The sequence below is a fragment of the Neobacillus drentensis genome, assembly GCF_036962765.1.
Taxonomy (GTDB): Bacteria; Bacillota; Bacilli; order Bacillales; family Cytobacillaceae; genus Neobacillus; species Neobacillus drentensis_C.
In genome coordinates this window covers 1-15,269 of sequence record NZ_JBALOS010000071.1, presented here as the reverse complement: position 1 = coordinate 15,269, position 15,269 = coordinate 1, and the positions used below count along the sequence as shown (strand labels likewise).

General features: G+C 40.0%; 10 protein-coding genes. 9 read left to right on the top strand and 1 reads right to left on the bottom strand.

Features of this window, described 5'->3' with window-relative positions; translation table 11 throughout:
* Positions 1–253: 253 nt before the first annotated feature.
* The 9 genes from V7137_RS10700 (at position 254) to V7137_RS10655 (ending at position 10,352) form a co-directional block, all read left to right on the top strand.
* Entirely contained in the window at positions 254–1,699 is a 1,446-nt protein-coding gene (locus V7137_RS10700) for an MFS transporter (protein WP_335698073.1), read from the top strand.
* Between the two features lie 115 nt (positions 1,700–1,814).
* Entirely contained in the window at positions 1,815–2,627 is an 813-nt protein-coding gene (locus V7137_RS10695) for an SDR family NAD(P)-dependent oxidoreductase (RefSeq protein ID WP_335698072.1), read from the top strand.
* 201 nt (positions 2,628–2,828) lie between these two features.
* The gene (locus tag V7137_RS10690; RefSeq protein WP_335698071.1) at positions 2,829–3,821 is read left to right on the top strand and encodes an MBL fold metallo-hydrolase; all 993 of its coding nucleotides are present in this window, start codon (positions 2,829–2,831) and stop codon (positions 3,819–3,821) included.
* Between the two features lie 492 nt (positions 3,822–4,313).
* Entirely contained in the window at positions 4,314–4,736 is a 423-nt protein-coding gene (locus V7137_RS10685) for a universal stress protein (protein ID WP_026565620.1), read from the top strand.
* A gap of 65 nt (positions 4,737–4,801) precedes the next feature.
* Positions 4,802–5,524 (top strand): hypothetical protein, encoded by a 723-nt coding sequence (locus V7137_RS10680; RefSeq protein WP_335698070.1) that lies wholly within the window; start codon positions 4,802–4,804, stop codon positions 5,522–5,524.
* 512 nt (positions 5,525–6,036) lie between these two features.
* Positions 6,037–6,585, top strand: a complete 549-nt coding sequence (locus V7137_RS10670) for a TetR/AcrR family transcriptional regulator (RefSeq protein WP_026565618.1) — start codon at positions 6,037–6,039, stop codon at positions 6,583–6,585.
* A 420-nt stretch (positions 6,586–7,005) separates the two neighbouring features.
* On the top strand, positions 7,006–8,241 hold the full coding sequence (fabF, locus tag V7137_RS10665; protein WP_335698069.1) for a beta-ketoacyl-ACP synthase II: 1,236 nt from the start codon (positions 7,006–7,008) through the stop codon (positions 8,239–8,241).
* An 89-nt stretch (positions 8,242–8,330) separates the two neighbouring features.
* Complete coding sequence (locus V7137_RS10660; protein WP_335698068.1) at positions 8,331–9,104, top strand: M15 family metallopeptidase; 774 nt, start codon at positions 8,331–8,333, stop codon at positions 9,102–9,104.
* A gap of 321 nt (positions 9,105–9,425) precedes the next feature.
* On the top strand, positions 9,426–10,352 hold the full coding sequence (locus V7137_RS10655; RefSeq protein WP_335698067.1) for a LysR family transcriptional regulator: 927 nt from the start codon (positions 9,426–9,428) through the stop codon (positions 10,350–10,352).
* 88 nt (positions 10,353–10,440) lie between these two features.
* Here V7137_RS10655 and V7137_RS10650 read toward each other — a convergent pair whose 3' ends face one another.
* Entirely contained in the window at positions 10,441–14,832 is a 4,392-nt protein-coding gene (locus V7137_RS10650; protein WP_335698066.1) for a S8 family serine peptidase, read from the bottom strand.
* Positions 14,833–15,269: the final 437 nt, after the last annotated feature.

Here is a 15,269-nt window from a genome sequence, read left to right as displayed (position 1 = left end):
AAGGCAAGCATTCACTATCATTTTGAAAAAATAGAAGATTTCGGAGTTGCCGTTACCGATAAATCAGTAGCTTATACATTTCTGTCATGGATAGAAGGTACTTTGCAAGATTAACGCATGTTAGTAAAGGATGTATGATCTCAAGTTCTGAATCAAATAAACCGTCTTTTTAAAAATTAAAAGGCGGTTTTTCTAGGAATATAACTTACCAACTAGTAAGTAAAATAAAATTGAGAAAGTAGGAATTTCTAAAATGAAAAGAATGCTTTGGGTTTATCTTATAATGTCCTGCTGTGCAACATTTATTACACCGTTATTTCCTTTGTACAGTGAACATTATCAATTGAATAGTCTGCAAATTACGATTTTGTTTGCCGTTTATGCCGCTATCCTACTGCCGACCCTGTTTGTTGTAGGAGCCAAAGGGAGCGCCTGGGGATTGAAGAGGGTGCTTCGCAGCAGTATATGGATTTCTATTGCCTCTACATTGCTCTTTCTAGGCAGTTTTGATGTTTGGATGCTCTATGCTGCAAGAATATTGGAAGGTATTGCATATGGCTCTTTTACAGGTACTGCCGCTGCATTTTTAATAAAACAAATCTCTCCTAATAAAGTAAGTACAGCTATTAAGTTATCAGGAGCAACGGTACTCATCGGATTTGGCCTAGGTCCAGCTATTGCTGGTTTAATTTTGCAATATTTACATCTGCAGCCGCTTAGAGTACCATTCTGGTTTTTACTTGTAATGTTAATTACTTCTTTAGTAATTCTGGAAACTCTTCCTAAGCATGAGGATTCCCTCATGCAGAAACCGGCTAAGACTAAGATATCACTTGGAGTACCTAATAGTATTCGTTCACATTTTTGGTCATTTGCTGCACTGCCGATCTTTACTGTTTTCACAATTCAAGGAATTGCGTTATCCCTAATACCTTCTTTCGTCAGAAATGTCATTCACACTTCAAATCTTGCCTTTTCAGGGATTATAATCTTGTTGCTTCTTGGAGGAGGGGCTTTGGCTCAGTTCGTTCCTTGGCCGAGTCATCCAGTCTCACGGATGCGCTTTGGAATCTTACTACTTGCTATTGGATCATGGGGCATTGTATTTTCTGGTCTGACAGCGAATTTATTTTTGGTATGGGCCAGCATATTCATTCAAGCAATTGGCGGTGGGTGGACGTTTCAAGTTGCTTTAAGGTTTGCCAGCCAGTTGCCGAAACCGGAAGAACGTCCGCGAGTCATTTCGGCATTTTATTTATGCGCCTACTCCGGATTCATAATTCCTCCTATTGGAGTCGGAGTGCTGACTCAATTTTTTAGCTTGAACTTCTCATTGATTATTCTAAATTTGTTTGCTGCGGTAATTGTTATCTATGTGTTGATTTATTCAATCAGATTTAATCGTTATTATTCTAAATACTCTAAAGTTGCATCAACAGAGAAATCCATGCAAGATTTTATAAATTGTCACAATAAAATGGAAGTAATGCTGGAAATTTTAAGAGAGAATGTAAAAATCCACGGTTCAGAGAGCATACAAGCCCAAATTGCGAATGAAAATTTCCAAGCAGCGAATCAAATATTACAGTTACTAAATGAATTCACTAAAATAGAATTCAATTCAAATGCGGAGCAAATTATGGAATCTTCAAAATCACTAGTTGTAAATATAAAGGAAAATTTCGGGAGGAAATATTAAAGAGCAACAAATTATTAAATTCAAAAAGCAAAAAGTTATTGATCGATCGCTGTCAAGTTTTGTCATCAAAGCGGAGGAGCGGATCTGAATAAATAAAAAGGGAGAAATGATTACGATGAGTAAAGTATGGTTTATTACAGGAACTTCGTCAGGATTCGGACGGCAATTTGTGCAGCAGCTGCTTCAAGCAGGAGACAAAGTGGTCGCAACGGCACGCAAACTTGAATCTATTCAGGATTTTAAAGAACTGGCACCGGATCGTGTTCACCTATCAGCTTTGGACGTGACAAATAAGGCGCAAATTCAATCCGCCGTTCAAGAAGCCGTTGACGTTTTCGGGAAAATCGATATTGTGGTGAATAATGCCGGATACGGACTGTTCGGAATGATGGAGGAGTATTCGGATGAACAAATCCGGAAGCAGTTCGACGTCAACGTGTTCGGTGTACTAGATGTCATCCGAGCAACACTCCCCGTCTTTAAACGTCAAGGATCGGGCCATTACGTTAATTTTTCATCCTTCTTCGGAACTTGGTCCATGCCTCCGTACAGTATATACGCTGCATCCAAGTTTGCAGTTGAAGGCTTCTCCGAAGCGTTCGCGCAAGAGTTCGCAGGTTTCGGGATCAAGACGACAATCGTGGAGCCTTCCGTGTACGCAACAGAGTTTTTTGGCGAATCGATGCAGCATACCGAGAAGAAACAAGAATATGCTCCGCTATATGAAGCATACAAGAAAGGTATGTCGAACATCAAGACCGGCGACCCAGCAAAAGCAGTGGAACTGATTATTTCCGTTATAAAAAGTGACAATTCGCCGCTTCGTTTGGCAGTTGGATCTCAAGCTGCATATACGATTCGCGAAGCTTATACCAAACGGCTTGAAGAAGTCAACACATGGTTTGAGCGTTCGACTGAAGCTGACTAATTGAATAAAAGGCTGAAAACACAAGCGGCGGTCTTAGACTTTCTTTTTAGGGTCATTTACCCGTCGCTGTTTCTTTGTTATGGATCATTCTAAAAACATTAATTTCGTGAGACAACACCTTATGTTTCGACCAATGCCGCGAACGATTGGTAATGAATTAATCATTGCAATAATACTCAATACTTACCTACTAGTAGATTAATGCCACCAAAAGGCAGTAACATTGAAAGTAGAACACAAACGTTAGCCCGCATATTACATGCTATTGAAAAATACTGCTACTATTTATTACGGGCGGATGGGGGTTCAGACATACATGGGGATCGTTTAATAAAAAATTTAAGGATGGTTAAAATGTCAAACTTACAATTCGCTGAATTATGCGTAAAACGTGCCGGCCTCACAAGAAACCTGCCAAAAGGAAAAGAAGATCTTCAATGGGTTTCCAATACTGCTACTTTAATTTATGGAGAAAAAGACGCAGTTTTAGTGGATACTTTTACTACAATTGAACAAAACCAAAAATTGATTGATTGGATAAAGTCTTTTGATCGTAACTTGAAATATGTCTATATCACGCATGGTCACGGGGATCATTTCTTTGGAATCAAACAAATAAAAGAGGCATTTCCAAATGTCAAAGCACTAGCAACAAAAGGATCTGTTGAAGTGAGTTATATACAAGGAAGTCCAAAACAAATTGAAAGTTTTTGGGGGGAATTATTCCCTAATCAAATTCCTCAACCCCAAGTTTTTCCTGAGGGAATCGATTCAAATTCTTTTGAACTTGAAGGACATAGGTTAGAAATTATTGAAGCTGGATTTACGGATACAGCAAATACAACATTATTATGGATTCCAGATATTGAATTACTGGTAGCAGGTGATGTTGTTTACAACGGAATCCATCAGCATCTAGCTGAAACAACAGAGAGTTCTCGACTTGAATGGATCCTAGCGATCGATGGCTTGAAAGAATTAAATTCTAAATTTGTTATTGCGGGTCATAAAGTCCCTGAAAATGATAATAACCCAAAAATTTTGGATGAAACTAAACAATATCTGTTAGACTTTATTCGTTTGGATAAAGAAACAGACAACGTTTTAGATTTATACAATGCAATGCTTGATCTTTATCCAAATCGAGTAAACCCTGGAGCGCTTTGGGGTTCAGCAAATGCTGTCAAAGCTTAATTAAAAGGGATCTTCGTTAGTTTTAAAAGCACATTAGCTGTACAATGGCGGTCATAAAAAGAGCCTTTATTTTAAATAAGCTTACAAAGCTCTAGAACCCTTTATTTTGTAAACTAATACTTTCAAACTATTAAATATGATTGAGATGGATAAATCGACAAGAAGTGACTGGGAAACCGCATTGGCAAATAAGTTTCAAGCTGCATATCCCGAAGTCTTCGCAGAAGATGTAATGTTCGAAGCCACAGCTGATACCGGGAGGACATTTTGACCCGTACACGCAATATTTCGACCAATCGAACAGCGCAGCCATGGAATGGTTCAAGACACATTTGCACGATTGGCAGTAATTTTCAATGAAACTATTTTTCCATTTTATCGCGCTAATTCGCTCGTACAGATTTAATCGTTATTATTCTAGAGTTACATCACAATAATCACGTCATGGGTTTTATTATAAAAATAAGATTTTATAAAAAGGGGAGTGACAACATGTATGAACGGTTTTTGGTTCCAGTTGACGGTTCCGAACATTCCAAACATGCACTGAAATCGGCTAAATGGTTGGCGCAAAACATTGGGATAAATGCCCGTATAACGCTACTTCATATTATTCCTAGTAACAATATTAATGCAGTTGCTTACGGAGTGGATATTGAACAATTGCAAGTAGAGGAAGTTAGGAGGATTTTAGAAGAATCCGCACAAGTCCTTTCAGGGTCATCTATACAATATGATAGCGAATACCATATTGGAGATCCTGCAGAAATGATATGCAAGAAGGCAAAAGAAGGAGATTACGACATGATCGTAATGGGCAGCAGGGGACTTAGCCTCTTTTCAGAACTGCTCGTGGGAAGTGTAAGCCATAAAGTGGTCCAGCATGCGCATTGTGGTGTAATGATTGTAAAGTAAATATGAGGTGATTTATTAAAGCTCATTTTCATTAACGAATCATCTTTCAACTTAAGGAGGAGAATATGAACAACCTACTTGCAAAAATTATTGACGCGCACGGCGGAATTGACCGATGGGAAAAATTTAGTTCACTGACTGCCACGATCGTCACTGGTGGCGGTTTATGGGCAATGAAAGGGCTCGTACAAGATTCCAATCCTCGTGAGATGACGGTCGCGCTACATTCGGAAATCGCATCTGTTACTCCCTTTGGTCAACCGGATTGGCGTACTGCCTTTACCCCCAATCGTATCGCGATTGAGACCCTCTCTGGGGAAACCGTCCGCGAGAAATACGATCCTAGGACCTTGTTTGCTAACCATACGATGAACACACCGTGGGACCCGCTTCATCGAGCATATTTCAACGGGTACGCAATGTGGACATACCTGACAACGCCTTTTTTTATGGTCATGCCAGGATTCGAGGTCAGTGAAATCCCCCCATTGCAAGAGGGCAACGGGCTCTGGCACGGTTTGCGTGTACGGTTTCCCGAACACGTCGCCAGTCATAGCAAGGAGCAAGACTTCTACTTTGGCGATGATTTACTACTACGCAGGCACGACTACCATGTCGATGTTTCAGGTGGCTTTCCAGCGGCGCAATATGTCTACGACTTCATTGAGATCGAAGGGCTTCGTTTCCCGACAAAACGCCGCGCATATCTTCGTGGACCCAATTTGGAGCCAGTTAAGGATCTGCTGCTAGTCTCGATTGATCTCAGCAACTTGCGGTTCAACCCGTGAAGCCATTGACGTCATCATTCCGGGAGCAAAAAGGGCAGAACAAGTCTTGCAAAATCTGAAAACACTAGAAGTCCATTTAACGAATGAAGAAATCCAAGGTATTGACCGATTTTTTCCTAAAATATGATGGCATTTGAAAGCACTCATCTGAGTGCTTTTTCTATTGCTTTTTAAGACAATAGGCATCCGCTATATTTACACAATTTGTCAAATATCAATGATTTTTTTGTATTTTACATTACAAAATTTCAAATTAATCAATGAGTTTTGTTAAGAACGACAGGACTTTCAATCGGTTTCATTTTCAGCCAAGTCCTCTATCGATTTATCAAGTTTTGCCAGATGCTCTTGGTATTGAAGAGGCTTATGACCATCGAGTTCCCGAAAGCTGCAATAGACGAAAATCGTAAGCATACACGGCAAGCCGGGGTCTCAGTCATTTTACCGATGAAGTGGCGGGATGAAATCAGCCTAATCTTGACACTTACCTACTAGTAAGTTAATATATAATCATGGAGAACAGGAAAACACAAATTATCGATCTGGCACTGAAACTAATTCGTGAAAAAGGCTATGTAGCCATTAGCTATGATGATTTATCCAAACGATTGGGTGTGACGAAAGGTAGCATCCATTATCATTTTGAAAAAAAGGAGGATTTGGGAGTTGCCGTTACTGATCTGGTGCTTCAAAATTTGCAGGACTTTTTATCCTTCATTACGAATTCTAAGCTGACTGTTGAAGAAAAGATCAAGCATTTTTTAGAGAGACAAATTGTCTTAAGCGACGGTGGGATATGCCCCGTTTCATCTCTCCAGTCAGATTATGAATCCCTTCCTGAAAAAGTAAGGCAAAAAGTACGAGAAATCAGTCAGTTAGAAATAACGATTATTAAAAATATTCTTAAGGTAACACTGGTAGAAAGGGGAGCCGAAGAAATTGAATCATTAGCTTTTGCCATCGTGTCATGTATGAAAGGAACAATACAATACGGACGGGTACTGGGAAAGGAGATATTGCAGCAAGCAATGAATGAAATATACCGCCTTTTAAAAGGTTAAAAAGCTTTTTGAAACTGATTTATTTTTGGAAGATACTTACCTACTAATAGGTAAAAAAAGGGTTCACCCCATGGCAAACTTGGCCCTTTTTTCATTATATTCATCCGATTGTGTGTGCCCTATCGCAGCATTATTGGCAGATTATAATTATTTGCCTATACTCATGCAACAGAAAGTAAAACGTCTATGTCAAATCGAAATAGATTTTCTATCAGAATTGCTTAAGGACATCAAAAAGGAATGGCGCATTCAAAATACTGACGATCTGTAAGCATTAGCAGTTTTTCTCATTTCAAGCATCAAGGGCGGATTACAATGTAAACGTGTATTAAGAGATGGTTTCTTGTCTAAAATATTTGAACAACTTAAAGATCTTTTGAAGTAGTTATGCGAAAAAGGAATGACAGGAGAGTGTTTTTGATGGCACGAAGAGTTGTCGTAACAGGATATGGAGTGGTTTCACCGTTAGGAAATACAATTGAAGCGTTCTGGAAGAACATTAAAGAAGGTAATTCAGGCATCAAAAAAATTGAATCTGATGACTATAACAATATTAACACCAAAATTGCAGGTTATATTACCGACTTTGCCGCAGAGCAATATATGGATAAAAAAGAACAGGAGAAATATGACTTATTCATACAGTATGCTGTTGCTGCTGCTCAACAAGCTTTAGAACAGGCGAATCTAGATTTACAAAATGTTAATAAGGATCGATTAGGGGTTTATATTGGTTCCGGTATTGGAGGAATTAATACTACATTAGAAAATCATAAAGCATTTCTTGAAAGGGGACCAAGAAAAGTTTCTCCATTTATGGTTCCAATGATGATCAGTAATATGGCGTCAGGAATAATATCTATCAAAACAGGTTTTAAAGGACCTAGCTTTTCACCTGTTTCTGCTTGTGCAACAGGGAATCAAGCAATTGGAGAAGCTTTTTTAAATATTAGACATGGTTATGCTGATGGCATATTAGCTGGAGGGGCTGAAGCTCCTATTAATCCACTAGCTTTTGCTGGATTCTCAAGAATGAGAGCAATGTCTATTCTTAATGATTTTCCAGAAAAGGCAAGTCGCCCATTTGACAAAGGGCGTGATGGCTTTGTCATGTCTGAAGGAGCGGGTGTTTTATTCCTGGAAGAATATGAACATGCGAAGGAAAGAGGAGCGACAATTTTAGGAGAAATCGTAGGTTATGGCTCCACAACAGATGCATACCATATTACTTCCCCTGACTACAATGGGGCCGCAAATGCCATGAAATTGGCTTTAGATATGGGGAATATTGGATTGACGGATGTGGATTATATAAATGCACATGGTACAAGTACCCCTGAAGGAGATAAATCAGAGACCAAAGCGATTAAAAGTGTTTTCGGTACTCATGCTTATAACTTAAAGGTAAGTTCCACAAAATCAATGACTGGGCACCTTTTTGGAGCAGCAGGTGGGATTGAGGCTGTAATAACCCTCAAAAGTATCATGGAAGATATAGCTCCTCCAACTATTAATTTTGAAATACCAGATGAAGAGTGTGATTTAGATTATGTTCCAAACCATGCAGTTAACATGAAAATAAACTATGCTATTTCTAATGGTTTTGGTTTTGGAGGACACAATGCAGTGTTGGCATTTAAGAAATTTTCGATATAAAGTGAACGGAAGAAAAGGAATAATCGATAGGTGATGAAGGAGCAAATGTAAACCAACCAATGAAATTTTTTTAAAAAAGGAAGTTTAATATGTTTAAATTAATTTCAACAGGAATTTGTTGTATTGTCGTTACTATTACACTAGCCGGTTTTTCGCTATCTATGTATAATACTGCTAAGCAAAATTCCCTAGTGGAGAAACAGCATAAAGGGAAGCTAGTCAATGAGCAAAAGCAAGCCCATTATAATTTTCAAAATAATCGTACAGTGGTTGTTTCAAATCCTGAAAGCATTCCCGTGCTGGTGAACAAACAAAATAAACTGCCTGCCGGCTATGTGCCCAAGGACCTTGTTTTTACCCAAATACCGTTTGTTCCTTCGCCGGCTGATTCAGAAAAACACGAAATGAGAAATGAAGCTGCAGCTGCTATAAAAAAACTTTTTGATGCTGCGAAAGCACAGGGTGTGAATTTATTAGGAGTTTCGGCTTACAGATCGGAAAAGACACAAAATTCTCTTTTTAATACTTATGTTAACAGGGATGGTTATCTAAAAGCGAGAACCTATAGCGCCCTTCCCGGGACAAGCGAGCATGAAACTGGACTAGCCATCGATGTGACAGAAGGAGATGGCAAATGCGCGGCAGTTGATTGCTTCAGTGACAGTACTGAGGCCAAATGGCTGCAGGAGCATGCAGCGGATTACGGTTTCATCATCCGCTATCCAAAAGGGAAAGAAGCCGTTACAGGCTATCAATATGAATCATGGCATCTTCGTTATGTCGGCAAAAAACTCGCAAAGGAAATCACGAGCCAAGGCATTACACTAGAAGAATACTACAATGCTGCTAAAGTAAATAACTAAATATTAAATTAGCGGCAGTTGGATTAAGTACTATCCATTCATAAGGAACACGGCGGTGAATATGGTTTAGGTCTAATACTCAAAAGAAATGTTCAACACTGTTGCAGGCAAATAATTGAGACAAGAAAATACCTTCCTATCAAAATGATAGGAAGGCTTTTCTTACATTTGCGAAATATAATAACAACATTGAGGTTATAAACCAAGTACTCTAATTAAATAAGAAAATAAAGACAATATTTTGAAAACGTTACCTTTTGATTTTTGTTTTTTATCAACTGCGAATAGGCGTTGAACTAGGCGATAGAGAGAAGGGGAGTTATGGAATTAAGGGAATTGGAATACTTTATGGCTATTTGTGAGGAATTACATTTCACAAGGGCAGCAGAAAAATTAGGAATTTCACAACCTGCTTTGAGCCGTCAAATGAGAACCCTTGAAGATAAATTAGGAGTCCGTTTATTTGATCGTTTAGGAAAAAAAATCGCCATTACAGAAGCTGGTGAAATTCTTCTAGAACAATCTGGAAATATATTCTCCAATATAAATAGTGTTTATGAACAAATAGAAGAGCTTCAAAATGTAAAAAAAGGAAAACTAATCATTGGCGCAATGTCGGAAGAATTAAGTCAGCTTGCATCGGAAGTTTTCTTAGAACTTCATCGCAAGTGGCCCCAAGTGCAAACAAAGATCTTAATGTCAGATAACATTGAAGAAAAGGTTTTTAGAAATGAAATTGATATAGCTTTGACACTTATGCCAGTAGAGAATGAAAAGTTAACGAATATCCCTTTATATATTGAAGAATATTTTTTGGCGGTTTCAGATGACCATCCATTGGCAGATAGGGATATAGTGGAGTTGGAAGAGATAAGGGACCTGTCTCTTGTATTATGTCCAATAAACCACACATGCCGAAAGTTAATTGATGCTGCCTTTGCCTCTGTGGGATTTGCCATTCAGCCAATCATCGAATTAACTGAGGTAAAATCTATATTGAGTTTAGTGAAAGCAGGTATTGGAGCAACCATTCTTCCCAGAACGCTTCTCGATTCGGAGAATGATGGAACCCTAAAGGTAATTAAAATAGAAAACCCAGCTATTTGTAAGGAAATTGCCATTGTACATCATAAAGAAAAGTATATTGGATATGCTGCAAGATGTTTTATAGACTTGATGGTTGCTTATGTGGAAAAGACAAAACTGAATGAGAGAGTGTATCCTGAAAATACTTTACTTACTTTCTGAAGAATTTTCTCTTTTTAAAAAACCTTCCCCATTCCATCAAGCGGAATGGGGAAGGGAGTAGAGTAGATTTTGGTCAAAGTGATAATCTTTAACGTTGTTTATTAGGTAATTTTAAACGATGGACACTGCCGCCCTGTGTGCCGACAAACAAATATTCTTCGTCTGGTGATAGTTCAAGGGCAGTCGCATTTCTGTTATCGAGGCTCTCGGATACATTAGTCCATGTTTCCCCGCCGTCCTCACTCATTAGCACACCGCGACCTTGCTTACGGAGATCCTTTTTATTAAAGGAACCAGTGGCTGCATAGACGACTTTAGGGTTACTAGGGGAAACGATGATATCATTGACATATATTTCGAGCTCATCAGCACCCTTTGCTGTTTCTAATGTTTTCCCGCCATCTGTGCTGACATACAAATGGTTTCCTCCGACCACTAAATGGTCCGGATTGTGTGAGTCGATCGCAATCCTGCTTACAGGAACGTTTTGAATTTTTTGGAATGATTGTCCCATGTCTTTGGACAGGAATAGCCCGTCATTTCCGCCTGCCCAAATCCGGTTAGGATCTTTAGGATCACCGGCTAAAGCTATAAACTTGTGTTCTTGCTTAATCTTTTTCCAATTCTCTCCACCATCTTGGCTAATTAACACACCATACTCATTTACGTTTGAATATGTGATCATGATTTGATTTGAGTTGGCTGGGTGAATCTGCATGGCAAGGGCGAATCCTCCATTTTCAAATTTCAAATCCCAGTTTTCCCCACCATCTTTGCTTCGGTATACTTGACTAACCCCAGTCCAACCACTATAGCGTATCTTGTAAGAGACATTTGGTTCTGTTGGGGACGTTGCAATATGATACACTTGTTCTCCATCTCTTCCTTCACCTTCAGCCGCTCCCCACTCGAATGTTGCGGAATCAACCTTGTTTTGAACTGGTAACACTTTCCGGTACGTTCCTGATTCAGTCCCGGCAAGTAACTGGTATCCTTTGGAGTTTCGGGAAATAGCCAGGCCATAAACCGTTGCTCCAGGAATACCGATCCGTTTATATGTTTCACCTTTATCCTGTGTTCCATATATCCCTGCCTGAGTAGAAGAAACATAAACTGGGCGCATCGCTTTAGGAGAAGATTTTGGTCCTAAGGCGAAATCGAGTTCATAGGAGTTATACCCAGGAAGCGGTTTTTTCCAAGTTTCCCATGTTGTTCCGTTATCGTGACTCACCAATATTCCATCATAGCCAGTCCCTACATAAATATCTCCATCCAGAATCTCTAAGTGAGATACATTATTAAATGGTATTTGAGAGTGAGTAAGTTCTTTCCAATCTTTACCTTTGTTATAGGAAGCGTACAATCCGCCACCAAATGTACTGGCAATTAGTATATCTTGATTGCCTACTACATCCTTTGTACTACTAAAAGGCGGCTGAAACAATTTCTCAGATGTAGGCGAACCAGAGAATACATCTTTCAAAACGTATAAACCTTTGTAGCCTGTTGAAAGGTAAAGGTCGTTATTCAAAAGATGTGCGTCAGTAAGATATGGCCACCATCCAGACAGCTTCTCCCAGTTCATTCCTCTGTCCAAGCTGACATAGACTTCGTTCCTCGTAATAGCAACGAGTTTTTGCCCACTTTCATCAATTTGTAAGTCAGAAACCTCTAGATTTGGAAAAGGTAGAGTGTTCCATGTTTTTCCACCGTCTTTGCTGGCTAATATCTTACCTTGATAAGTTGGATCAAAATAGGACCCATTAATAGGCACATATATATTTTTTTCATTAGTGGGATCAACCACTAGAGCCATTGGTGTTCCTCCAGCCACTGGAAAATTTCCAAACTGATGCCAAGTTTCTGCCCCATCATCCGTCCGGAAAATTGAAGGAGTCGTCTGTATTGTTAATGCGCCTGCAGGTAATACCGTCATGCCCTTAGGATTTTTCAGGTCAAAATTCATCAGGCCTGTATTAGAGTAAGGCCCAACAGCTTTCCAGGGTGAAGCGTTTTCCTTAAGGGCTGGTAATTTTTCCAGAAAACTAGAACCTATTATGGTAGCTTCCTCAGTAGAGGAATTTTTGACTTTGGAACTTGCATCAATCCGATATATTCCCACTTCGCTTGTCTGAATGGGCACCCGCCACCAACGATTATGATCTAAGACAGAAGTCACTTCATTTGTTTTTCCGCTTGGAGTTCGTACTGTCACTTTTGGAGCTTGTGACAAATCAACCGGACTATAAATGAAGGCTTCCGTCTGACTTACTGTGGATGCTACTGGATCGGGAGATGCAGTAATTTGGAGATGCCGTACAGTCAACTGGTATGGCTCCCGCAAATGCTGCGATTCGTTTGCGGATTGGATTTTTCCTTCTATCCATCCGGAAATAACCGTATCCTGATCCGGCCGATTCATGTTGATGTTCACATCAACATTGACCTGTTGACCTGGTTCTATATGAATATGGGAAGGATTCACTGTAACGGTTGCCCCGGATTTAGTATCGTCTTTTACTGTGAAATCCATATCAACTGGCTTTTCTCCGTGATTGTTCAAAGATAAGGAAGCGCTTCTATGAATCTCAGAATCTTTTATATCAGCTATTCCCAAATTTAATCCATTAGGAGAGGCGACCACATCGGTTTCCGCTGCAGCCTTTATATCCAGTCTTCCTGCCCCTTGTGTAAGCACATCATATGATGCCAGCGGTTTCGCGGTTTCTTTTAAAGCGCTGGAAATCTCGCTGGCTTTCCATGACGGCTTGAGTTGTTTCAGGAGGGCAGCTGCTCCCGCCACATGAGGGGCTGCCATGCTTGTCCCGCTCAATCTTGTGTAACCGGAATCATCATCTTGTTTCTTGATGTACGTCGAATTGATTTCAACACCTGGAGCGACTAAGTCAGGCTTTGCTCGAAAGTCGGAATTACCACGTGAACTAAAGTTAGCTATTTGATCCGTTACGTCTTTTCCTGTAATCGTGATTTTAACAGGTCCCTTGGCCAAGGTGGACTTTAATTTCCCAGCTTTTGTTTCGTCAATTCTCATCGCGATCAACGATTCCAACCGGCCGTCCATGGATGAACCTGTCAGGAATTCATGTTGTGCTTGTAACTCTCCAGGTAAGTTGGATGTATATTGAGATGGTATAGTTTCTCCTATTTTAAAAACAGGACCATTTTCGAGAGGCTCGAAAAAGAGCGCAGCGTCGGCCCCTTTTTCTTGAGCTGTAATCCCCGCTGTATAGTATTGCTGTGAATCTGCCAATAAAGGCAATTGAATTAGAACAATCTTTCCTTTTACATCTAATCCTTCGTAGTTTTCCACTCCTCCTTCTCCAACGTCTACCAGCTCGCGGGTGGTGGCTCCTTCAGGAGGATTTGCTGTAAATCCAAGGCGGGTAACGGACAAATCCTCTTCAAGCGGGGCAACCATTTTCGCGGCAGGCACTTTGATACCGCTTGCACTAGCACCAACAGCAAGTACTCCCTCTGCAATAGCAGGAGCACCAATCGTTCCATATGCTGGACCTGAATTCCCGGCTGCGGCTACAACAACTACACCGGCATCAACTGCATTTTGGGCGACTTTGGAGAGGGGATCACTGCCATCGCCGGGACCACTTAGACTCATATTAATGACATCTGCCGGGAATGGATTGTCTGGCGAAATAGAAGCTTCTATTCCGGCAATGATATCGGATTCATCTCCTATTCCATTTTCGTTTAGGACTTTAAAGGCTGTTATCGAGGCATCAGGTGCCACGCCGGTCACATTTCCATGCGCCGCAATAATTCCAGCGACATGGGTGCCATGGCCGTCGTCGTCGATCGGATCGTTATCATGATTAACAAAATCATATCCTCCGACAACTTTATGTCCTGGCCCGAATCCCACTCCTAGGTCCGGGTGATCATAGTCCACACCAGTGTCAATCACCGCGACCGTCACTCCCTTTCCTGTAACTCCTTGATTTTCTTGGTCGTGCTTGGACCAAACGTCAGGAGCACCAATCAAAGGAACGCTGTTGGCTAAGTCTGCGTGATATTCCTGATCCGGATAAACCGCTTTTACGCCTGGAAGGGAACGCAGTTCATCCACTTTGTTTTTGGGAATTTGTAATGCCATCCCGTTAAGGGTAAACGTATACTCATGAGACTTGTTGAATGGAATCCTTTTTTCATTTAATGCTTGTAACATTTTGCCGTGTACCTGTTTCAAGCTCTCGGTTTGTTCTTTCAACTTATTTACCGTTGATTTGGAAGCGGCTCCTATCATTTCTGACTTCGGCAGGGCTCGAATCACAGGTGCGCCGTCCATTTCGACAATAACCCGTGTCATTGCTTCATTGGCAGTGATTCCCTGTGCTAAACCGGTTGGAGCTACAAAAGGAAATTTAGCACTGGAGAATACTAGGGTTGAAGTGAAAAGCCAAGTTGCTGTCCTCCCATTAAACCACTGATTTCTTTTTTTCATCTTATGTATCACCTCTAATATGTATTGCATTTAAGGATAGTAAAATTAAACTGTTTTTAACATTGGTAAAATTAAGACTATTCTAAATGCTAAGGTTATTATATGGCGATATTTTTTTTTGGTAAATGACATCCTTGTTATGATAATGATTCATTTCAGTTATCGATAAAGAGTAGAAGGAGGGATTGAATCAATTTTGGATTTATTTGATCCTATAGAAGGTTGGAAGAAGGGAAATAGAATAACGGCAGAAAATATACAAAAAAAACCTATCCTTTTTCTATTAAAGGGTTCCGTTTGGGGGTGCAAAACGATAAATTGACACATGAAATGGCATAAGAACTGACTATGCCATTTTTCTTATTATATAAAGGCTTTTTTAACTTTTTATAGTGAATTGACAACCTAAAGGATGTAATTATTTTATAGGACAATGT